Source organism: Grimontia sp. THUN1695 (assembly GCF_059704325.2).
Genome location: NZ_AP046576.1, coordinates 328,442 through 349,307 on the forward strand (window position 1 = coordinate 328,442; position 20,866 = coordinate 349,307).

Annotated in this window: 19 protein-coding genes and 2 pseudogenes; 8 read left to right on the forward strand and 13 right to left on the reverse strand. The window is 47.3% G+C overall.

All coding sequences use genetic code 11. From position 1 onward, the window contains the following. Positions 1-3 precede the first annotated feature (3 nt). From AC6IB1_RS01645 to AC6IB1_RS01660, 4 genes are all read right to left on the reverse strand, one after another. Positions 4-852 carry a MerR family transcriptional regulator gene (locus tag AC6IB1_RS01645; protein ID WP_497566642.1) on the reverse strand — a complete coding sequence of 283 codons (849 nt, stop codon included), beginning with the start codon at positions 850-852 and terminating at the stop codon, positions 4-6. Further along, entirely contained in the window at positions 842-1,801 is a 960-nt protein-coding gene (locus tag AC6IB1_RS01650; RefSeq protein ID WP_497566643.1) for a YbgA family protein, read from the reverse strand. Before AC6IB1_RS01650 ends, AC6IB1_RS01645 begins: the two co-directional genes overlap by 11 nt. A 167-nt stretch (positions 1,802-1,968) precedes the next feature. Continuing rightward, positions 1,969-2,967 carry a peptide antibiotic transporter SbmA gene (gene sbmA / locus AC6IB1_RS01655; protein ID WP_497566644.1) on the reverse strand — a complete coding sequence of 333 codons (999 nt, stop codon included), beginning with the start codon at positions 2,965-2,967 and terminating at the stop codon, positions 1,969-1,971. A 199-nt stretch (positions 2,968-3,166) separates the two neighbouring features. Continuing rightward, the gene (locus AC6IB1_RS01660; protein WP_497566645.1) at positions 3,167-4,690 is read right to left on the reverse strand and encodes an EAL domain-containing protein; all 1,524 of its coding nucleotides are present in this window, start codon (positions 4,688-4,690) and stop codon (positions 3,167-3,169) included. Between the two features lie 442 nt (positions 4,691-5,132). On the opposite strand from AC6IB1_RS01660, the gene AC6IB1_RS01665 reads away from it, so the two are divergent. Further along, complete coding sequence (locus AC6IB1_RS01665; RefSeq protein WP_497566646.1) at positions 5,133-7,286, forward strand: EAL domain-containing protein; 2,154 nt, start codon at positions 5,133-5,135, stop codon at positions 7,284-7,286. A 52-nt stretch (positions 7,287-7,338) separates the two neighbouring features. Here AC6IB1_RS01665 and AC6IB1_RS01670 read toward each other — a convergent pair whose 3' ends face one another. The 4 genes from AC6IB1_RS01670 to AC6IB1_RS01685 all read right to left on the reverse strand — a co-directional run bounded on the left by AC6IB1_RS01670 (position 7,339) and on the right by AC6IB1_RS01685 (position 10,010). Next, positions 7,339-7,887 carry a YaeQ family protein gene (locus tag AC6IB1_RS01670; RefSeq protein WP_497566647.1) on the reverse strand — a complete coding sequence of 183 codons (549 nt, stop codon included), beginning with the start codon at positions 7,885-7,887 and terminating at the stop codon, positions 7,339-7,341. Between the two features lie 50 nt (positions 7,888-7,937). Next, on the reverse strand, positions 7,938-8,969 hold the full coding sequence (locus tag AC6IB1_RS01675) for an IS630 family transposase (RefSeq protein WP_497566648.1): 1,032 nt from the start codon (positions 8,967-8,969) through the stop codon (positions 7,938-7,940). Between the two features lie 42 nt (positions 8,970-9,011). Then, positions 9,012-9,461 (reverse strand): DUF3069 domain-containing protein, encoded by a 450-nt coding sequence (locus tag AC6IB1_RS01680; RefSeq protein ID WP_497566649.1) that lies wholly within the window; start codon positions 9,459-9,461, stop codon positions 9,012-9,014. Positions 9,462-9,575: 114 nt separating this feature from the next. Then, complete coding sequence (locus tag AC6IB1_RS01685; RefSeq protein ID WP_497566650.1) at positions 9,576-10,010, reverse strand: bactofilin family protein; 435 nt, start codon at positions 10,008-10,010, stop codon at positions 9,576-9,578. A 296-nt stretch (positions 10,011-10,306) separates the two neighbouring features. Here AC6IB1_RS01685 and AC6IB1_RS01690 point away from each other — a divergent pair, with 296 nt between their 5' ends. From AC6IB1_RS01690 to AC6IB1_RS01700, 3 genes and pseudogenes are all read left to right on the forward strand, one after another. Continuing rightward, positions 10,307-10,948 (forward strand): YceH family protein, encoded by a 642-nt coding sequence (locus AC6IB1_RS01690; protein ID WP_497566651.1) that lies wholly within the window; start codon positions 10,307-10,309, stop codon positions 10,946-10,948. A gap of 24 nt (positions 10,949-10,972) precedes the next feature. After that, entirely contained in the window at positions 10,973-11,278 is a 306-nt protein-coding gene (locus AC6IB1_RS01695) for a GIY-YIG nuclease family protein (RefSeq protein ID WP_497566652.1), read from the forward strand. A gap of 49 nt (positions 11,279-11,327) precedes the next feature. Continuing rightward, positions 11,328-11,516 (forward strand): annotated as a pseudogene (locus tag AC6IB1_RS01700) (helix-turn-helix domain-containing protein); the annotation flags it as partial. Between the two features lie 91 nt (positions 11,517-11,607). Here the strand turns inward: AC6IB1_RS01700 and istB are convergent. After that, the gene (istB, locus tag AC6IB1_RS01705; RefSeq protein WP_497566653.1) at positions 11,608-12,351 is read right to left on the reverse strand and encodes an IS21-like element helper ATPase IstB; all 744 of its coding nucleotides are present in this window, start codon (positions 12,349-12,351) and stop codon (positions 11,608-11,610) included. 11 nt (positions 12,352-12,362) lie between these two features. Continuing rightward, positions 12,363-13,886, reverse strand: coding sequence for an IS21 family transposase (istA, locus tag AC6IB1_RS01710; RefSeq protein WP_497566251.1), 1,524 nt, complete (start codon positions 13,884-13,886; stop codon positions 12,363-12,365). 231 nt (positions 13,887-14,117) lie between these two features. On the opposite strand from istA, the pseudogene AC6IB1_RS01715 reads away from it, so the two are divergent. Beyond that, positions 14,118-14,966 (forward strand): annotated as a pseudogene (locus AC6IB1_RS01715) (IS630 family transposase); the annotation flags it as partial. 50 nt (positions 14,967-15,016) lie between these two features. Here AC6IB1_RS01715 and ppiC read toward each other — a convergent pair. From ppiC to nhaD, 3 genes are all read right to left on the reverse strand, one after another. Beyond that, complete coding sequence (ppiC, locus tag AC6IB1_RS01720) at positions 15,017-15,295, reverse strand: peptidylprolyl isomerase PpiC (RefSeq protein WP_497566654.1); 279 nt, start codon at positions 15,293-15,295, stop codon at positions 15,017-15,019. Between the two features lie 52 nt (positions 15,296-15,347). Then, positions 15,348-15,806 (reverse strand): dCMP deaminase family protein, encoded by a 459-nt coding sequence (locus tag AC6IB1_RS01725; protein ID WP_005502575.1) that lies wholly within the window; start codon positions 15,804-15,806, stop codon positions 15,348-15,350. Between the two features lie 113 nt (positions 15,807-15,919). Continuing rightward, a complete protein-coding gene (gene nhaD, locus AC6IB1_RS01730) occupies positions 15,920-17,344 on the reverse strand; it encodes a sodium:proton antiporter NhaD (protein ID WP_497566655.1) in 1,425 nt (474 codons plus the stop codon). A 796-nt stretch (positions 17,345-18,140) separates the two neighbouring features. Here nhaD and AC6IB1_RS01735 point away from each other — a divergent pair. The 3 genes from AC6IB1_RS01735 to AC6IB1_RS01745 are packed head-to-tail and all read left to right on the forward strand — an operon-like array spanning position 18,141 to position 20,830. Further along, a complete protein-coding gene (locus AC6IB1_RS01735) occupies positions 18,141-19,109 on the forward strand; it encodes an ABC transporter substrate binding protein (protein WP_497566656.1) in 969 nt (322 codons plus the stop codon). An 18-nt stretch (positions 19,110-19,127) separates the two neighbouring features. Beyond that, a complete protein-coding gene (locus AC6IB1_RS01740) occupies positions 19,128-20,039 on the forward strand; it encodes an ABC transporter permease (RefSeq protein ID WP_005502581.1) in 912 nt (303 codons plus the stop codon). Next, the gene (locus AC6IB1_RS01745) at positions 20,036-20,830 is read left to right on the forward strand and encodes an ABC transporter ATP-binding protein (protein WP_497566657.1); all 795 of its coding nucleotides are present in this window, start codon (positions 20,036-20,038) and stop codon (positions 20,828-20,830) included. The genes AC6IB1_RS01740 and AC6IB1_RS01745 overlap by 4 nt, the downstream gene beginning before the upstream one ends. Positions 20,831-20,866 lie beyond the last annotated feature (36 nt).

Here is a 20,866-nt window from a genome sequence, read left to right on the forward strand (position 1 = left end):
CTGCTACTTCCTGATTGTCTTGTGGGGGTTGATGTTGGGCAGTGTCCTTGTTGTCATGGTGAACTCTGGGTGTATTTTTGTGCACTCACCTGACACCTCGATATCAATTTCGGTAGATTCCATCATGGTTAAAAGTTCACGTTTCTGAACGGGGGTAAAAGCCTGGTCCGAATAAATGACCAAACAGTGAATTCCTTTCTCTTTTAAACACTGACTGAGGATAGTGATGCCAGTGCCGATGCCACTCAGTGATGTGACAGCGTAACCTTCTGACTGAAGTAATAATGCTTTAAGGTAAAAACGGTAGTTTGGCTCACACGCAATATTCACTATCCAGCAACGTTTCTTGCCTTTTGCTTTCTTATTCCTATGAAAACAGTGAACCAGTACATTGTTCAGTGCCGCACGCCAAATATGCGCACACAAGATGCCAGCATCAGAAGCTTGTTTATCAAACCAACGAGTCAGGGGCTCAAGCAGTTTGGTGTTGAGTACCTGTATGGGGTAGTTTTTGGTGAGCTCAAAGAGCATTGCTTCAAGTGCAACCACATCAACATTGACCACCAGTTTTTTTAATGTGTCCCATTCTGGCAGTGTTTGGACGTCTGAGACATCAGTAGTGGCTGTTCCTAATAACGATTTCACTTGCCCAACAGGCACGCCTTTGTCTAACCACGCAAGGATCTCCTGAATACGTTGTACGTCCTGCCCGGTATAGAGCCGGTGCCCTTTCGGTGTCCGTTTTGGGATAATTAACCCATAACGTCGTTGCCAGGCACGTAACGTGACGGAATTCACGCCTGTGATTTCAGACACCTGACCGATTGACAGCAGTTTTTCTTCAGAGCCCATAACGCAACCTCAAGCTATTGGGATAGGGATTAAGGTAACTTTGCTGTTGCAGATAAGGGTCTGGATTTCGGTTCAAATGGTGATTTATCAGTGTTAGTGGTGCCAGCAAAGGCATCTCACCTTTGCGGTAGGCATGAATCAAATCCGCTAGCTCTGCTTTCTGCTGCTTGTCAAGGCGGCGCTTGAAATAGCCTTGCAGGTGCATCAAGACATTGGTGTTATTTTTGCGTGTTGCCCGATGGGTGATTGCCTGCATAAAACGGCTGCGGTATTCAACAAAAAAGGCATCAAGGTCATGATTGGCAATGTCCGCGACAAACTTACCCAGCTCTTTGTAAGCTGTTGGGCTATGTGCCATTAACACCAGCTTATAACGGGAGTGAAATGCCACAATCGCACGACGGCTCACTCCCTCCGCCATCGCGTCGTAGAAGTCCTTCAGCGCGAAAATACGGAATACAAAGTTCTCACGAAGGATGGGATCATTGAGCCTGCCATCTTCCTCTATTGGTAGCCACGGCATACGCTTAATCAGTTGTTGGGTGTAGAGCCCCACCCCGATTTTTTCTGACGCCACATAGCCATTTTCTCGGTAAACCTTAACCCGCTCCATCCCACATGTTGGTGATTTGGCGCATACGACATAGCCACACAGCTCCATACCCGCAAGGTGCTCAGCTTTCCTCTTGCTGAAGTTGATCATCTTTTCGGTGTGATCGGCATCAGCGTCTTTGGTTTCTACCAGACGCACACCTGCCTCTTCGCCACGATCCAGCAAACGAATGGTTGGACGCGGTACTGGTAGCCCAATCCCAACTTCCGGACAAACGGGCACAAACTCGACGAACGGGGACAGTTCTTCTGCCACAAAATGGCTACGCTTGTGCCCGCCGTCGAAGCGGACGTTGTCGCCGATAACACATGCGCTGACGCCGAGTTTAATCTTCATGATGCTAATCCTTGTTATACAGATTTTACTGTATGTACAAGTTAAGCATAAAAAAGGATCACTCTTGTACAATTTTTATTCTTCGTACAAGTTAAAATGCCAATGGCGAGACAAAAAAGCCCTCCCGGTATAGGGAGAGCCTTTAATAAAGAACTTAGAAATGTACGTTAGTCTGCCGTAACAGGCCGTTCCGCTGCCAGCGTTATCTGCTCTTCAAACCCTTTGAGCCGCTTGTAAATCGACATCAATTCAACAATGGTTGACCAGGAGTTGACCAGAAACTGGAACGATTCCTCTACTTTCCCAAATGCCCGGATGATTTGCTGCAATATACCCAGCGTGACGGCGCCTGACACAATAGTAGGACCAAGTGCAATGTAAGGGACAATCACCGTACCCTGCAAATAGGACCATTTCGCAATGTCAAAATAGAGATAATGTTTATACAGGTTGAAATAGTTGCGTCTGACATTGAAAAACAACGTGTTCAATGACTCTGGTGTTGCGCGGTCTTCGTGATCTTCACCATATACCAGTTCTTTACGATACGCCGCCTCAACTTTCTGGTTTTTGAACTCCAGCCCCGGCAGCTTAATGCCGACAACAGCCAGCAGCACTGTACCAAACAAGGCTGAAAGAATCGCGATGTAAACCAAAGAGCGTGAAACTTCGCCAATCCAAGGCAGTTCGGTAATGTTTTCACTGAGCACCCAAAGGATCGGCAAGAAAGCAAACAGTGTCATTAAAGAACGCATGAAACTGACCCCTAGGGATTCAACGATACGTGCGAAACGCATTGTGTCTTCCTGAATACGTTGCGATGCCCCCTCGATATGGCGAATCTTGCTCCAGTGGGAGACATAGTAATCATTCATGGCGGTTCGCCACCTAAACACATAGTGACGGATGAAAAACTCTAGAAGTACGGCCACGACAATGTATATCGTGGCAATGGAAAGGAAATCTAAACAAGCAGCGAGAAACTCATCAAAGGAGACGGTATTCGGCTCCGCCAGTGCTTTTTGGATCAGGTTATAAAACGTACCAAACCACTCGTTGATCTGGACATCGAGCTCTACTTTATACCAGGTGACATAGAGGATCAGGGCTGACCCTAGAATTGACCAATGGAACCAGCGTTTATCCAGAAAAAAAGATTTAAACATAAAGAACACTTCCTAATACACAGTATGAACCTTTGACGCAGGTTTACGCCAAGAGTTTCCTTACTCATCCCTCTTCTCCAAGGATGATAAACATGAACGTATATTGTCTCCAAATATTTCAAGTTTAGTCACTCTTGGTGCTATTGACGAGAAGATAACAATCTGATCTTGCAGATTATTCTATGAGTTTAAGGGGGGATTATTGTATTGGAGGATGGAGAGTATGCGTGCATGTCTTCCCCATCAGCAATTTGCAGAAAACATCAAATGGCACAGGATCGCCAAAATACGAGCCCTGGAGCATCTCGACGCCAGATCGAATGAGATAGTCTGCCTGCACTTTGGTTTCAATACCCTCAGCTACGACGCGCAACTTCGATTCCCTGGCAAACGCAAGGATCGAGTCCAGAATGGTGTTTTTGAAGTCTTCCATACCAATTCCGTCTACAAACATGCGATCGATTTTTATCGTGTCGATATTAAGCACATGCAGGTAAGAAAAAGCACCGTATCCCGTGCCACAATCATCTAACTTGATCGAGATCCCCTGTTCAGTGAGAGCTTCAATGCAAACGGCTGCTTTATTCAAATCACCGAACTTGGTCCGCTCGGTGATTTCCAACGAAAGCAAGTGTGGGTCAAGACTGGCGTCTGCGATTTTACTGAGAATTTTGTCTGCAGTATCTATTTTTTCCAGATAGCTTGGCGACACATTAATGCTGACAAAGAAACCGTCCGGCACGTCCAACGCTTTTACGTGGTGAAGAACATTGTCTATCAGCTGATCGGTGATCCTATCTATGGTGCCATTTTGTTCAGCCAACGGGATAAAGGTATCCGGCGGAATAAATTCGCCATCACTGGCCTGCCAACGAACCAATACTTCTGCACCAACAATCTTGTAACCTTTTCCATCTGGCATCACGATGGGTTGGTAAAAAGGCTTCAGCGCATTGGACTCAATGGCTTCATCCAACAGTCCCGTTAACCCTTTTCGCGAAGATTTGCTGAGCTCAACCCCCACTGCAACCAGCACACCAAACAACACCACCAGTGTCGAAAACAACACAACGAGATTGTTCACCAGATACTCAACCCCATCCTGATTGATATAGATGCGGACAGTGATGTTACCGTTCATTTCACTATTATAGATCTGACGATATAGTTTCCCGTTTGTCTGATACAGAGATGTCTCGCGCCCATTGACCTTCGCCACCACGTAAAAGCATTTGTCGCAGTTAGAGAGGAAATTGCGAGGTTGCTGGAAAATAAAACGCAGTAGTCCTTTCTCATTATGGAAACGCATTTCTATGAACTGGTTATCGCTCAATATCAGTGATATTGCATTGAACTCAATCCCGTTCTGGGGCTGAAATGCCAGCAGCTCCCGGTCTGTCTGCTGATTGTTATAGACAGAGCAGGACTCATCATTACTCAGGTACAAATCAACGTATTCAATAAAGAGATTGTTCTCTTTTGCCTGGTTCATCAGTTCAATGTCATTATCATCGCAAAGGTAGAGCAGTTTGCTGTCGAGCTTTCGCATAGCACTAAAGCTCTGCCGGTAAAGTTTCGAGTAAAATTCAGAAAGCGCAGAAACATCTTCCTTGATCTTTTTCTCAACTAACCAATTCGAAACCACGAACTGCGATAAATACGCAAAAAGAACGGAAACCAGTATAATTGTCAGCGCGTTAACGTGTTTAGTGAGCCAATCCACCTGGGCTCCTGTTGTATCCCTAATCATTGGTTTAAGGATAGGACAATTGGCAATAGAGTATTTGTGAGAATACGAGACTATTTCAAATTAGTTAGTCTCTATGGTTCATCTACCACACCCTGTCTCACACACTTCATCATTCAACACAGCCTACGTTGAAAAGCGTCTCGGCTCTTTTTCTCTCCTCAGAGTTTCCTGTCAGTGTTTTAAACACGGTCCCAGATGGTTTACCTTACTGACGAACAGGACATTTTGAATTTGCAGTAAATTTATTTTGTTTGACATTGCGATCTGTCGCATATGACTTAAACTTTTTTAGGATCACCTGACTCATTATTAAGGGTTTGTATTGCCTATTGAACCGCCATATTCCGAAAGCCCATCCCATCACGATTTAAATACACCAAGGTTCAAATCTTTGGTGGGGATCGCTCTGGTATGTATGGCAATACTGATTTCCACGTTCATCTTGTATCGGAGTGCACTGACTCGCCAGTTGGAGCTTCAGGATCAAATGCTCAACATAGAAGTCAACCGGGTTCAGCGCGCCATTGAAGTCAATTTGCAAAAAGAAGCCTATTTTCTCGTTGGGCTGGCAAACAACCTCCAGAATAAAGGAAGAATCAATCAACAAGTCTGGCAAAATGCCACTGATGGGATAGACCGTACCCAGCCTTTTTTTAACGGCATTTATTGGCAAGATCTCAACCAAGAAGTGGTGCGGACTGCACCGAATTCATTTCAACCCATTCGTTTAGAAAGTGGTTGGCAAATTGCCATCTCAACCAGGCTCAACAACATGCCGGTACTTTCCAATCTTTCCACGTCCAGCGTCAGGACGTTACCAGATGGAAACTTGTCGATAGAAATGCTTCATCCTGTCTATTTTGATGATCGTATCGCAGGCTATCTGGGCGCAAGCTACAACATCAAGCGTATGCTGGAAGCGATTACAGTAGAATTTCTCAGTGCAGATCAACAGGTAGTACTTAGCGATGGTACACGGCCATTTTGGGGGGAATTGCCTGACGTTAGCAATGCCATCATGGATACCGTGGAAGTATCAGCATTGAAAGGGGTGTGGCAACTGACGGTTTGGCAGCGGCCTGAGTTATATCAAACCTACTTTTCCCTCCCCATGCTGATATTTTTTGCTGGCCTGATTGTCACGGTACTTACCGCTATTTCTCTATATCTTCTGGAAGTTAACATCATCTGGCGACGGGCCGAGTCTGAAACTGTTTACAAACTGAAAAAAGAGATTAACCAACGGCGTGAAATCGAAGCACAATTGCAATTTACCGCAAACCATGATCCTCTAACACATCTACCAAACCGTTTCGCAATGGAGTCTTACCTCAACCGGATACTCACATCTGAGCATGACATCGTCCTGATGTGTGTGACGCTAGATAAACTCCGCGAGATCAATGATATGTATAGTCATCTCGTAGCAGACCAATTGATCAGTGAATCAGCCAAACGGTTCAAAACCGTGCTACCACCCCATGCAGTTTTGGCTCGAACAAGTCATGATCAATTTATGGTTGCCTGCGCGGGCATGTCACAACTGGAAGCAGAAATGCACGCAAACCAACTGCGCATGTGCCTAGAAGAAGAATTTTTTATCGAAGATAACGATATCCTCACGACCTGTGCAATTGGTATCGCCTATCGCTACAGCAATGATCTGCGTGCAGAACACTTGATACGCCATGCGGATACTGCCGCCAACAAGGCCCGCGTCTTGGGTAACCGTAAAGTAGTGGCATACAATCAAACCATGCAAGATCAACTCAATCACAAAAAAGACTTAGAACGCGCCATTCGCAACGCGATCAATAACGATGAGCTGGAACTCTATTTCCAGCCTCAGGTCGATCTCCGTACCCGCCAAATTGTAGGCGTTGAAGCACTGGTCCGATGGGAATCCCAAAACGGTGCAGCCATCAGTCCCGGCATCATTATTAAAACTGCCGAAGAAACCGGCTTGATGCAACGACTGGGCCACTGGGTGATCGATACCGCACTCCGACATTTTTCACATATGCTGGATGAACGTTGTGCACCAAAATGTATTGCTATCAATGTCTCCGGACATGAATTCCAGGATGGCTATCTGGCTGATTACGTTATCCGCGCCATCAACCATTACGATATTCCACCAACGCGTGTGCAAATTGAACTCACCGAGCAAGTGTTCATAGAAAACCTGGAGCGTAACCAACATATTCTGAATCGTTTAACCGCATCAGGGATCAGTCTGGCGATTGATGATTTTGGCACCGGTTATTCATCCCTCGCCTACCTCAAGCACTTCCCAGTGAACACAGTCAAGATTGATCGCGGCTTTATTAAAGAGCTGCCTCGTTCAAAAGACGATTTGGTAATATGTCAGGCAGTGGTGAGCATGGCAAACCTGCTGCAATTGAAAGTTGTTGCAGAGGGTATTGAAACCATCGACCAACAGGAACTACTTAGAAACATAGGGTGTAACTTCGCCCAAGGTCATTACTACTACCCGCCAATGACCGCCGAACAATTGATGACTGAGCTGAAAAAGCAAAGAGCCGGGCGTCTGTACCCGGCATCTTGATATTACCCACCCATGATTTGCCTGCATTTTCATACGCAAAATGCAAAGCAATTTATGCTGCTGCGGTTTTCCACACGTCCGGCTGGATGGCAATCACTGAATTCCCAACCGAAAACCAAATCTGGCCATCTTCGATGGTTGACTGAATGGTCATATTCCGGCTACTTGCAGCTGCTGCAACATCCAAGATTTCATCCATGATATTAATCACGGTCAGATTCCTGAATGGAAACAGCTTGTTGAGCATTTGCGATTTCCACACACTGGCAGCATTGTCACCATACGTGAACAACACCACTTCCTTCGCTTGGGTGCAGGCTTTCTTCAAGCGTTTTTCATCTGGCAGTCCCAGTTCTACCCAAAGTTCAATTTCGTCGCTGTAGTTTTTAATCCAAAGTTCAGGTTCTGAGTCTTCACAAAGACCTTTCGTGAATTGCAGACGCTCATCGGCATACATGGTCCATGCCAGCAGGCGAAGCATCATACGTTGTTCGGTTTCTGACGGGTGCTGCGCCAGCGTCACAGCGTGGTCAAGATATACATTTCTCGACATGTCTGCGACATTAATGGAAGCTTTGTACACCGTTGCTTTAAGTGCCATGGTTTATACCCACTCTAAATTCTGTCGTTTAATAAGACCTGTATACCCATTCAACTTGAAGATGCAGGATTGAGCACTTGAAAATTATCATTTATACGAGACGCTAAAGAGCCTGCGATTTGTGGAAGGATCACAGTGAAAAATCGGCCAATAGCCGCTTCAAAATCCCGTTTACTTTTGAAGTAGACATTGTTCCTTACCTGCTCGTTCATCACTTTCCAAAGCCGTTCTATCGGATTGAGGTTGGGACTGTAGGGCGGTAAATAGTGAAGCTCGATATTCAGCACAAAGGCGGCGTCTTTTACTAAGTCGCTTCGGTGATACCCTGCACCATCCAGAATGAGGTGGAGCTTATGCGTCAGTGGGTAGCTTTCTCTCAGCTTGCACAAAAACCTAACGATGTTTTCGCTGTTGATGCTCTCGTAATTATCGATAACAGTGCGGCCAATCTCAGAGAGATTTAATGCACCCACTATGTTGAGGCGACTGCGGCTTCCCGTGGTTTCAATCGCTTTGTCCTGCCCAGTACGTATCCAGCCATGAGAGAGTTTGGTGGCCTGAGTGGGATGAACCGCATCCATGAACAGGATAGTTTCCTCTTTGCCGCAGCTCGACTTAAGTGCCTTGTAGGCTTCGACAAATTCTTGCTGTTTAGCCTCATCAAACCTGTGAGGGACACCTTTAGGCTTTTTATAGCTAAAACCGTGGTGATGCAGCCACTTGTTCATGCCAGCGACGGTATAGCAGACGCCGAATTGCGCCAGAGCATAGGCAACAATCTGGTGAGTATGGTGATAGGTCACCTCTGTTAAGTGCTCGATGAGCGCCATCGTCTGTGAAGCCGATAAGCGACTGCTGGACCCACCATTTTCAGGTTTGAGTTTCTCGGACTGCGCGTAATCGTGAAGGTGACGGAGAACGGTGGTTTCGTGAATACGCAAGGCTTGAGAAATCATGGCAGTACTCCAACCTTCAGAAGCAAGCAGTACCGCTTTAATACGGTCACGCACTCGACCATCACGCGTTTTATCGTGCTGGTTTTCGAGTTCATGTTTTTGCTTGTAGGTCAGAGTCACTTTCATGGGGCGTAGCATGATCCTCATACCGATGAAAATCAAGCATCTTCAATGATCACGGGTATATTGAGTGAAAATTTCGCGGAATTCGCGCTTTATTGCAGGCTTTAAGCGGGCTTGCTTCAGTTGTTTCACCAGATCTTTTACGCAATTGTGCAGCAGCTTATCCAGTAAAATGGCCTTATACTCTTGTGTTTGCTCGTCATCCATGTCGTCGAATTTCATGTCCTGAGTCTCTTGCATGAAATCAAGGCCAGCGTAGCTTTGGCTCAGGCTAACCAGCGCATGGAATTGCTCGAAGTTGTCCAGAATGTTTTGTGCGCTGGCAGGCATGGCATCCCAAGCTTCACGGATAACACTTTCTGATGCTTCATGGATGGAAGCCAGCATGGTGAACAGTTCAGCAGGAACTTGTTCATAGTTAATAACTTGCTGGAGCTCTGGAGATAGGTTTTCCAGTTTCACGGTTTCTTCTGCTTGGTTTGCATGTTCAGACATCTTGATACTTCCGAAATAACATATTTTCGCGCATCGTATAGGGCTGGGGGATGAAGTCAACAGTTGAAAGCGATCCGCGATTTCAACTGTTGATCAATTACGCGTACGCGCGGTTTAGTCGGATGCAGTGTTTTTCTTTACTTCAGGGGCAGGGGCGGGTTTTGCCTGTGTGGAAGGCTTGTCATTCACCACTTTTAGGGACAGCTCTTCCTTCAGTTTGTTTTCACCCATCAAGCACCCGCCTTTTGCAATGGTGAGTTGCTCACTGTGGATCACGCCTTTCATTTTTCCGCAGCTAAGGATATTGACTTCACGGGCTGTACAAGTGCCTTCAACAAGGCCGTTGATGGTGATGTGATCTGCGCGGATATCCCCGCTAAAGTGGCCAGTAGAGGAGATAACAACATTTCGTGCGTTAATGACTGAGCCTTCCCCTTGGCCGTCAAATTGGATGTCACCTTGCAGATCGAATTCGCCAACAATGCGGCACTCTTTCGCAATCAATGATAGACATGGGCTAGATGCAGTTTTCTTTCCAAACATACCCATTTTCACTCTCCTTTCAGCGCCAAATAAGGATAGTGACGCCCTTGTTTACAACGTAAAACAGCAACATATATGAGAGAGTATAGGAAAACTGATAAGTATCGTGACAGAATCTTTTTTTGTTGAGTCAAAATCACATTTGTAAGACGGGCTTGTGCGTTGTGCACATTTTGCTAGATCGATTGGCGGAACATCGGGCAGTTACATCACGGAACCGTCAAATAGTCACTGGTTAAGTTGCTGTAGAAAGCGTTGGTTGATATAAACCGCTGCATGGGATCCATCTAAGGTATCAAAATATGGCAATTGAACTCACTCCGTACGAAATGCGTGTGGTTGGCTGTTTATTAGAGAAGGAAGTCACCACGCCAGATCTCTACCCGTTAACGCTCAACAGCCTGACAACTGCCGCAAACCAAAAAAGCAACCGCGATCCGGTGTATTCGCTGACGGAAGCTGAAGTGCTTGATGTTGTCGAATCATTGAAATCTAAACGCCTTGTCAGCGATCTGGAAGGGTTTGGCAGTCGTGTGACTAAGTATCAACATCGTTTTTGCAATACCGAATTTGGGTCATTGCAACTTTCCAAACAGGAAAAGGGCATTGTTTGCGTGTTGTTGCTCCGTGGCCCACAAACACCGGGTGAACTGCGTACCCGCACTAACCGCCTTTGCGAATTCTCTGATGTACAGCAAGTAGAATTTGTATTAGGTCAATTAGTCGAAAAAGGGCATGTTGCCCAATTGCCACGTGAACCGGGTAAACGTGAAAGCCGGTATATCCACTTGTTTGGTAGTGAAGTACCAAACATGCAGCCAATCACATCAACCCCATCAGAAAGCAGTGACCATTCGCTGGCTATACGTGTTGAAGCCCTTGAGCATGAAGTAGCTGAACTGAAAGCACTGGTCAACCGGCTGATGGATAATCAGGATCTGTGAGTTGAAACCAGGCATTCCTTTGTCATGAGCTTAATGCTATCCAGCGACATACCAGGATCTGACTCGCCTTGGTTTGTTTACCTTATTCGCGCACGCGATAATTCTTTGTATTGTGGTGTTACCACAGATGTTGCCCGTCGGCTTAATGAGCACCAACAGAATGGCATGAAAACTGCTAAGTATTTGAGAGGTAAGCAACCCCTTATATTAGCCTGGTCGTACGAAGCAGGAACAAAACAGCAGGCGATGTCGCTGGAGTGGAAAATAAAGCGGCTAACTAAGCGGGAAAAAGAGCGCCTTTGCAAGGAATACGACGGTATATACCCGTGATCATTGAAGATGCTTGATTTTCATCGGTATGAGGATCATGCTACGCCCCATGAAAGTGACTCTGACCTACAAGCAAAAACATGAACTCGAAAACCAGCACGATAAAACGCGTGATGGTCGAGTGCGTGACCGTATTAAAACGGTACTGCTTGCTTCTGAAGGTTGGAGTACTGCCATGATTTCTCAAGCCTTGCGTATTCACGAAACCACCGTTCTCCGTCACCTTCACGATTACGTGCGTATTCCGATTTACTTGAACAGCCATTCCGGTTTTATTTGAACACCTCAGATCAACGCATCGTTGGCTAACCGATTTTTAACTTAAGTGTTCAAGTGGCGTCAACGGTCGCCAGTATTTTCCTCATTGACTCTCCTTTCAGTTTTATCCGGTGTGCATTGTGCATCAGGCGATCGAGGATGGCATCGGCCAACGTGTTATCACCGATGGATTGATACCATTGGTCGGTGGGGAGTTGGCTGATGAGGAGGGTTGAGCTACTGCCATGGCGGTCATCCATGATCTCCATCAGGTCGTTGCGCTGCGCGGCTTTTAGCGGTTCTAGTCCCCAGTCGTCCAGGATGAGCAGGCTGAGTTTAGCCAGGCTTTTCAGCTTCTTGCTGTAAGTGCCATCGGCTTTGGCCTGGGTGAGTTCCATGAGCAGACGACTCACCCGGTAGTATTTCACCGTGTAGCCTTTCAGGCAGGCGGTGTTAGCAAGCGCACAGGCGATATAGGTTTTCCCGGTGCCGCATGGCCCGGTCAGTAACAGGTTTTGCTGCCGCTGTAGCCAGTCGCATTGAAGCAACCCTGTCATGACACTTTTTTGCAGGCCGCGCGGGTGCTGATAATCGATGTCCTGGGCGGTTGCCGCAAGTTTTAGTTGGGCCTGTCTGAGCAGGCGCTGTTGTTTACGGTTATCCCGTTCATGGATTTCCTGGTCGGCCAGCAGTTGCAGCCGCTCAGCGAAGCAGAGGTCCTGATACTGGCCCGGTTGTTCGAGTTGCTGGCTCAATGCTTTTGCCATGCCACTCAGTTTGAGTTGGTGCAGTTGGGAGAGTGTGGTGTTTACCATGGGTTTTCTCCTTAATGGAAGCTCTGTGGGCCACGGATATTTTCGTGGTGCTGAGGGAGTGTCAGTGTTTCCTGGCTGGATTCACTGATGAGCTTGTCCTGATTACTGTTTAAGATGTCTTTGAGCTGTTGCAGGCGATAGAGCTGATGTTGATTAGCCAGTTTACAGGCGGTATTGAGCCGCTGCGGTGGATACTGGCTGGCTAATCGCAATGCGCCCAGACAGACGCGGAACGCCTGCTGTGGATGCGGTTTGCGTTTAAGCTGCGCTTTTACCCAGACAAGCACGTCATCGCCGATGTCCTTCGCCCAGTTCATCAGACTGCCCTCACTGACTTTGTGGTAATGCTGGTGCTGTACAGGCATGTGCTGCGGTGTAGTGGTAAACCCGTAGCGGTCATTACGGGGGTGGCTGGCAACGCATTTACCCTGGAAGTAGATTTGCACTAAGCGCGGCTTCGCGTGAAGCTCAACCCGCTCACCAACCAGTTGATGCGGTACTGAGTAAAGATGGCTCTCATACTGCACATGGTAATCAATGTTCACTTTAGCCTGGCGGATGTCAGTGTATTCATAGGCATGACACGGTAGCGGTTTTAAGGCGGGTTTATCCAGTTCGTCGAACCACTGCTGACGGGTTCCAGCCATTTGTTTGAAGGGCTTACTGTTTACTTCTATCAGTAACGCGCTGATGCACTGATTCAGCTCATACAGTGAGAAGAAGGTGTGATGGCGAAGCCGGGCTAATATCCAGCGCTCAATGATTTGTACACCCACTTCGGCCTTGGCTTTATCCTTCGGCTTATACGGTCTGGCCGGCACGATGGCCGTATCATAGTGAGCCGCCAGTTGCTGATAGGCCGGGTTGATATCTGGGTCGCTTTTACAGGCTTTGGTGACGGCACTTTTTAAGTTGTCCGGCACCACCATAGTGGGGACGCCACCGAGATAGTCAAAGGCCCGAACGTGGCTGCCCAGCCAGTCTTGTATACCTTGCGTCCAGGTCGCTTCGGCGAAGTAATAGCTGCTCGCTCCCATGGCCGCCACGAAGATTTGGGCGTGCCGGATCTCGCCAGTCTGTGGATTCACAACAGGCATGGTTTGCCCTGCGTAATCGACGAACAAGACGTCACCTGCCCGGTGATGCTGACGCATGGAGCGGCGCTGTTTCTTCAGCCAGTGCAGATAGCGGTCGCAGAACTGGGAATAACTGTAACAGCGGTTGGGGTATTGCTGAGTGTATTCCTCCCACAACAGCAGCTTCGTCACGCCCTTACGGCTTAGTTGCTTACGTAAGTCTGCCCAATCCGGCTCTTGGAATCGCTTGGCATGGCGGGTATCGGCTTGCGGATAAAAGCAGCGGGCCAACTGCGCATCATCCAGTTCACCCGGCAGTGGCCAGGATAAGTTCATGCTCTTGGCTTTGCTGAGCAGTGTTTGAATACTACCGACACTGACTTTGGTGCTGCGGTGGATCTCTCGGATACTCAATCCTGCCGAGAAATGCAGCCTTAAAACCTCTCTGATTTTACGCATTGTGATCCTTTTCAAACCTACCCCTCACTCGCCAACGAAAAGTCAGTGGTTAAGTTATCAAATTAATTGTTATTTCAATGCGTTGAGAAAATTCCGGTGTACTTGAACACCGATTCCGGAAATGAGCACAAAACTGTACTAAATAAATCCGGAATCAGAGTTCAAATGATTCCAGAATAGGTGTTCAAGTGTTTCCGGAATTACTGTTCAGATCCGGCCGGAATACGCAATTACGCGCAGTCCGAGAAACTCAAACCTGAAAATGGTGGGTCCAGCAGTCGCTTATCGGCTTCACAGACGATGGCGCTCATCGAGCACTTAACAGAGGTGACCTATCACCATACTCACCAGATTGTTGCCTATGTTCTGGCGCAATTCGACGTCTGCTATACCGTCGCTGGCATGAACAAGTGGCTGCATCACCACGGTTTTAGCTATAAAAAGCCTAAAGGTGTCCCTCACAGGTTTGATGAGGCTAAACAGCAAGAATTTGTCGAAGCCTACAAGGCACTTAAGTCGAGCTGCGGCAAAGAGGAAACTATCCTGTTCATGGATGCGGTTCATCCCACTCAGGCCACCAAACTCTCTCATGGCTGGATACGTACTGGGCAGGACAAAGCGATTGAAACCACGGGAAGCCGCAGTCGCCTCAACATTGTGGGGGCATTAAATCTCTCTGAGATTGGCCGCACTGTTATCGATAATTACGAGAGCATCAACAGCGAAAACATCGTTAGGTTTTTGTGCAAGCTGAGAGAAAGCTACCCACTGACGCATAAGCTCCACCTCATTCTGGATGGTGCAGGGTATCACCGAAGCGACTTAGTAAAAGACGCTGCCTTTGTGCTGAATATCGAGCTTCACTATTTACCGCCCTACAGTCCCAACCTCAATCCGATAGAACGGCTTTGGAAAGTGATGAACGAGCAGGTAAGGAACAATGTCTACTTCAAAAGTAAACGGGATTTTGAAGCGGCTATTGGTCGATTTTTCACTGTGATCCTTCCACAAATCGCAGGCTCTTTAGCGTCTCGTATAAATGATAATTTTCAAGTGCTCAATCCTGCATCTTCAAGTTGAATGGGTATAAAACATCTTCGAATTAACAAAGCCTATGCAGGTTTCAACCATCATGTCCGATAAAGTACCTTCACCACATGCCAGCCAAATTTGGTTTTGACGATATGTGGTGTCAGTATCTCTGCGTTAAAACAAACTTTGTCAAATTGGGGTACCATTTGGCCACGACGGAATTCGCCAAGGTCACCGCCCTTCTTACCTGAAGGGCAGAGTGAGTATTTCTTTGCCAGAGCCTGGAACTTGGCCCCCTTTTTCAACTGACTGACAAGGTCCTCCGCCTGGTTTTGATGCTTAACCAGAATATGAAGGGCATGTGCTGTTTTGGCCATGATTGCACTCTTTTAATACTGTATTTCAATGGGGGCGGATTATATCCAAGGTTTAGTGTGCTTTGCAGTTTTTCAGCTCATCCAGTGGTAACCAGTTTATCTTCACCCCTGCCTGCTCAAACATATCAACGCTGACTTGGATTTTGTCACCCCAGCGGGAAAGAAAATCTTCACTTTGTTCAGGGCAATGGACCTGTGAAATACCGGTTTGAATGATCTTCGCAGCGCAATTCGGACACGGGAAATGAGTTACCCAGATTTCACAGTCCAGTAAGTCACGTTTGGCAAATAAAATCGCATTTTCCTCTGCATGCAGGGTTTTCAGCAATTTCATCTCCCGTCCGTCTGTTTCAGCGCTGTCTGAAATACCATGAGGATAACCATTAAACCCTACCGATACGATACGGTTGCCTTTGGTGATCACAGCACCGACCTGGGTTGAAGGGTCTTTACTCCAAGAACCTACCAACTTCGCCATTTGATAAAATCGTACTGCCCATTTTGAGATCATTGTCTTTCCGATATGTTATCGAGCCATCATGGCACTATTTTGCAAAAGTGACAGGCATAGCTCAACAAAAAAGCGGCTGGAAAGCCGCTTTCATGATGAAACCACTTAATGCATTAAAACAGTGCGCTGTTAATAGTTAAGTGTGCCAGGATCGCCGCCACATACCCTAACATAATGACAGGACTCCACTTAAGGTGACCAAAGAAAGTGTATTTACCCCGGGCCTGTCCCATCAGCGCGACACCGGCGGCAGAACCCAGTGATAACAAGCTGCCTCCCACACCGGCCGTTAAGGTGACCAATAGCCAGTTACCCATCGACATATCTGGCTGCATGGTTAAAACCGCAAACATGACTGGTATATTATCGACAATTGCAGAAAGTAACCCCACGATGATATTTGCCCAGACAGGATCCCATTGCAGGTACATGATGTTTGAGATAGTGGCAAGATAACCAATCAAGCTAAGGCCCCCCACACACATGACAACGCCATAGAAGAACAACAAGGTATCCCACTCGGCATGGGAAACACGGCGAAATACATCAAAAGGAACCACGGAGCCTAAACGTTTCAATGCAGCTTCGTCTTGCTTAGCCTGTGCAATAGCACGTTTTCTTGCCAGTGAACGGGGTAAGGTTTTGCGAAGGTAAAAACCAAAAAACTGCAAATAAGCAAGGCCCATCATCATCCCAATCACAGGAGGGAAATGAACCAGTCCATGGAAACCAACAGCGGTGACAATGGTCAACAGGAAAAGGACCACAATGCGCTTTGCACCACGCTTAATTTCCACATATTCATGCACCACGTTTGGCTGAACTTTCGGGATAAACAGCGACATAATGAATGCAGGCACAACATAGTTGATCACCGAAGGAATAAACAGTGCACCAAACTCGAAGAAGTTAACCAGCCCTGCCTGCCAAACCATCAACGTGGTGATATCACCAAAGGGGCTGAAAGCACCACCAGCATTGGCTGCTACTACTATGTTGATACAGGCAAGATTGACGAATTTTGTATTGTCTCCGCCGATTTTCAGTACTACGGTACACATCAACAGCGCGGTTGTAAGATTATCGGCAATGGGTGAAATAAAGAAAGAGAGAATGCCAGTGATCCAGAAAAGCTGCCTAAGATCATAACCCTTACCGACAATCCAGGCTTTCAGCCCATCGAACAGTCGTCGCTCTTCCATCGCGGAAATATATGTCATCGCGACAAGTAAGAAGAGCATTAGTTCCGCATATTCAAGCAAATTATGCTCAATAGCGCCTTGTGCGATGTCTATTTGCCCCGCGCCCGAATAGGCAAAGCCAAGCATCAACCAGATCAAGCCGGCTGCCAGCAGTACCGGTTTCGATTTTCTGAGGTGCAACTGCTCTTCGAGCATGACGAGGGTGTACGCCGCTGCAAAAATAACCAAAGAAAGATAACCAACAGCGGAATTGGTCAAGTCCAGAGGGGTGCCACTGGTAGTGGCAGCGACGGCATTACCGGAAAACAGTAATACTAACGCCATTAAACACTTCATCCTTGTGCCTCCAAGCGAATTAAATGGGGGGTTCGCGCGGGGCATAATCATGCTTCATGAGCGGGTAGAATACACTCACCGATGCAATGCCCCAAAATGATCTCTCCCTGATATTTTCACAACCTCTCACGATACGCAGTATATCAGTGGAAATATGGATGTTATTTATAGTGATTACTGGCAGATCCTGACCAGTATGGAGCTCAAATAACGCGCACCAATGATAGATCTTGTTAAAGAATATTGCAGCGTAAATTGCTGACTTTCGGGCATTCCCCACAAACCTGATTTTTAACAGCGATTCTTATGTTTCACTGTTGGTAAATGCGAGCATGATCTGGCATTTCTAAACTAAAAGATGATAGTGAAGCACGGGAAGAGCCCTCTTTCATATTCCCACTGAATCACGATTTACATTGTAAAAAACTGACTGCAAAGTTACTTAGATCAAATTTTTTTACAAAAAAGTACAGGCCCCCACCGTAAAGTGATTGTGACATATCATTCACTGCTTTATAACGTAAGAGAGGTGTCAGTATCTGTATTCAATCAATATTAGTAGTGCATGTTTTGGCTCAATCAAACTTTGACCGGCACGTCCACATGCTTGAAAGATTGTTATTTTTCATTGTGTTAAACAAACATAGACAAACAGCGCTACTGCACCGAACATCATATTCATTCTAAGCTAAATCTTTACTGCCTGATTTAACATCAGATTTTGGATATAACAAAGGAATAACACAGACGGAAAGATGAGTGTAAAGCTCACTGTCTACTTATCATGGAGAGAGATATGAACGTATCCAAACTACTTCTGTCGGCGTGCTGTGCCGCAGCACTTATGACCTCCCCTCTTACCGCAATAGCAGACACTGCAAAGGTTGCGGTCTCCCAAATCGTTGAGCACCCCGCCCTTGATGCAACGCGTCAGGGCTTATTGGATGGCTTAAAAAATCTTGGGTTTGAAGAAGGCAAAAACCTTGACTTTTCTTACCAAACAGCGCAAGGCAATCCGGCAATCGCTGTTCAAATTGCACGTCAGTTTGTCGGAGAGAAACCCGATGTACTCGTAGGTATCGCCACCCCTTCCGCCCAAGCACTGGTTGCTGCCACCAAATCTATTCCCGTCGTTTTCACTGCCGTTACCGACCCCGTTGGTGCCAAGTTAATTAAAGACATGGAGAAACCAAATGCAAACGTGACCGGTTTGTCAGATCTTTCTCCAGTAGCCCAACACGTCGCGCTGGCAAAAGAGCTTCTGCCAAATATGACGTCTATCGGCGTGGTCTATAACCCCGGTGAAGCGAATGCCGTAGCACTGGTTGAACTGCTGCGGGAAGCAACCGAGCAACACAACGTAAAAGTGATTGAAGGCACCGCCCTTAAAAGTGCTGATGTTCAGTCCGCAGCGCAAATTGTCGCTTCTCAGGCTGATGCTATCTATGCTCCAACCGATAACACTGTAGCCAGTGCAATTGATGGTTTAGTTGTCGCAGCAACTCAAGCGAAGAAACCAGTCATCGGTGGTGCAACATCTTATATTCCAAACGGCGCAGTAGCAGCGTTGGGCTTTGATTACTACCAGATTGGTGTACAAACAGCTGATTATGTCGCTGCCCTACTCAAAGGCGAAGACGTTGCAGATCTGCCCGCTAAAGTTGCCATTGGTTCTGATCTGGCGATAAACCTGCAAGCAGCAGAGAAGCTGGGGATTGAGATTCCCCAAGCACTGCTTGATCGCGCAACCACCGTAGAAAAATAACCGAGTCAGGAGCAGTACATGACCTCTATTGCCTTTTTTGGCACGCTGGAAGTAGGTCTGGTTTATGGCCTGGTTGCCCTGGGCGTATATCTGACTTTCCGGGTTTTGGATTTTCCGGATCTGACGGTTGATGGCAGCTTCCCGATGGGAGCTGCTGTTGCTGCCACACTGATTGTGTCAGGCGTTGATCCGTGGATCTCTACTTTTGCAGCAATGTTTGCCGCGTCATTGACAGGATTAGTTACTGCATTTCTTACAGTGAAATGCGGGATTCTCAACCTGCTCGCCAGTATCCTGACGATGATTGCTGCGTTTTCTATCAATATCCGCATTATGGGGCGGCCAAATATCGCACTGTTAGGCGAAGACACCATTCTCACGCCATTTGAAAACATGGGGTTTGATCCGGTCTATGTTCGCCCGCTGGTGGTTTTTGTTCTGGTGGTTATAAGCGCACTGTTTGTGATCCGTTTACTTGCCAGTGACTTTGGTCTGGGTTTACGTGCCACCGGGGTGAATGCCCGTATGGTGAAAGCACAGGGGGCAAGCACGGCTTTTTACACCTATTTCGGCCTTGCGCTGTCAAACGGCTTTGTTGGGTTTTCAGGGGCACTTTTTGCCCAAACCAACAGCTTCGCTGATGTTACTTCCGGTGTGGGCACCATTGTGGTCGGTCTTGCTGCCGTCATCCTCGGCCAAACCCTTCTGCCAGGAAGAAAAGTCTGGGTAGCGGTAGTAGCAGTGATCCTCGGATCTGTGCTCTACCGTCTGGCTGTCGCATTTGCCCTCAGCTCTGGCATGTTTGGGTTGGAAGCCTCTGATCTGAACCTGGTTACCGCCGTACTGGTCGCCCTTGCACTGGTTGCGCCAAAAATAAAACAGCAATACCAGAAGAACAAGAAAATGAAACAAGCAGAGGTGGTGAAATGATCGAATTAAAAGACATTCAAGTCACCTTCAACCCCGGTACTGTGCTGGAAAACCGCGCACTGCGTGGTGTGTCGCTGACAGTGCCTGAAAAGCAATTCCTGACCATTATCGGTTCCAATGGTGCAGGAAAATCTACTCTGTTAGGTGCTGTTTCCGGTGAAACTCCGATGGTCGGCGGCCGTGTTGTGATTGACGATATTGATGTGACCAGGCAACAGGTCCACCAGCGTGCAGCGCTTGCCGCCCGCGTGTTTCAGGATCCCCTTGCCGGTACCTGTGCATCACTGACCATCGAGGAAAACCTTGCGCTTGCCTACAGCCGTGGCAGCCGCCGTGGTTGGTCGCTGGCTTTGTCTAGCAAACGCCGTGACGTGTTTAAAGAGCGCATTTCTATTCTTGGATTGGGGCTGGAAGATCGTCTCGGTGACAGCATTGGCTTACTTTCAGGTGGTCAGAGGCAAGCGGTCAGCCTTGTTATGGCAACGCTTTCAGACAGCAAGCTGTTGCTACTTGACGAGCACACCGCCGCGCTTGACCCTCGCATGGCTGCGTTTGTTATCGACCTGACTAAAAAGGTGATCACGGAATTTGGGTTGACGGCGCTGATGGTGACACATTCGATGAAAGACGCGCTCGCCTGTGGTGATCGCACTGTGATGCTTCATCAGGGAGAAATCGTGCTGGATGTAGAAGGCGAAGAGCGAGCCAATATGGGCGTTCCTCAATTGCTGGATATGTTCAGCAAAGTGCGTGGCGAAGAGCTGGCAGATGACAGCCTGCTGCTGAGCTGACATCCTTCATCGGGTAGATGCGATATCCTTCGAAGG

Coding starts and splice junctions, on each gene's coding strand:
- AC6IB1_RS01645 (WP_497566642.1), bottom strand. CDS start 852: ATGGGCTCTGAAGAAAAACTGCTGTCAATCGGTCAGGTGTCTGAAATC.
- AC6IB1_RS01650 (WP_497566643.1), bottom strand. CDS start 1,801: ATGAAGATTAAACTCGGCGTCAGCGCATGTGTTATCGGCGACAACGTC.
- sbmA (WP_497566644.1), bottom strand. CDS start 2,967: ATGTTTAAATCTTTTTTTCTGGATAAACGCTGGTTCCATTGGTCAATT.
- AC6IB1_RS01665 (WP_497566646.1), top strand. CDS start 5,133: ATGGCAATACTGATTTCCACGTTCATCTTGTATCGGAGTGCACTGACT.
- AC6IB1_RS01670 (WP_497566647.1), bottom strand. CDS start 7,887: ATGGCACTTAAAGCAACGGTGTACAAAGCTTCCATTAATGTCGCAGAC.
- AC6IB1_RS01675 (WP_497566648.1), bottom strand. CDS start 8,969: ATGAAAGTGACTCTGACCTACAAGCAAAAACATGAACTCGAAAACCAG.
- AC6IB1_RS01680 (WP_497566649.1), bottom strand. CDS start 9,461: ATGTCTGAACATGCAAACCAAGCAGAAGAAACCGTGAAACTGGAAAAC.
- AC6IB1_RS01685 (WP_497566650.1), bottom strand. CDS start 10,010: ATGGGTATGTTTGGAAAGAAAACTGCATCTAGCCCATGTCTATCATTG.
- AC6IB1_RS01690 (WP_497566651.1), top strand. CDS start 10,307: ATGGCAATTGAACTCACTCCGTACGAAATGCGTGTGGTTGGCTGTTTA.
- AC6IB1_RS01695 (WP_497566652.1), top strand. CDS start 10,973: ATGAGCTTAATGCTATCCAGCGACATACCAGGATCTGACTCGCCTTGG.
- istB (WP_497566653.1), bottom strand. CDS start 12,351: ATGGTAAACACCACACTCTCCCAACTGCACCAACTCAAACTGAGTGGC.
- istA (WP_497566251.1), bottom strand. CDS start 13,886: ATGCGTAAAATCAGAGAGGTTTTAAGGCTGCATTTCTCGGCAGGATTG.
- ppiC (WP_497566654.1), bottom strand. CDS start 15,295: ATGGCCAAAACAGCACATGCCCTTCATATTCTGGTTAAGCATCAAAAC.
- AC6IB1_RS01725 (WP_005502575.1), bottom strand. CDS start 15,806: ATGATCTCAAAATGGGCAGTACGATTTTATCAAATGGCGAAGTTGGTA.
- nhaD (WP_497566655.1), bottom strand. CDS start 17,344: ATGAAGTGTTTAATGGCGTTAGTATTACTGTTTTCCGGTAATGCCGTC.
- AC6IB1_RS01735 (WP_497566656.1), top strand. CDS start 18,141: ATGAACGTATCCAAACTACTTCTGTCGGCGTGCTGTGCCGCAGCACTT.
- AC6IB1_RS01740 (WP_005502581.1), top strand. CDS start 19,128: ATGACCTCTATTGCCTTTTTTGGCACGCTGGAAGTAGGTCTGGTTTAT.
- AC6IB1_RS01745 (WP_497566657.1), top strand. CDS start 20,036: ATGATCGAATTAAAAGACATTCAAGTCACCTTCAACCCCGGTACTGTG.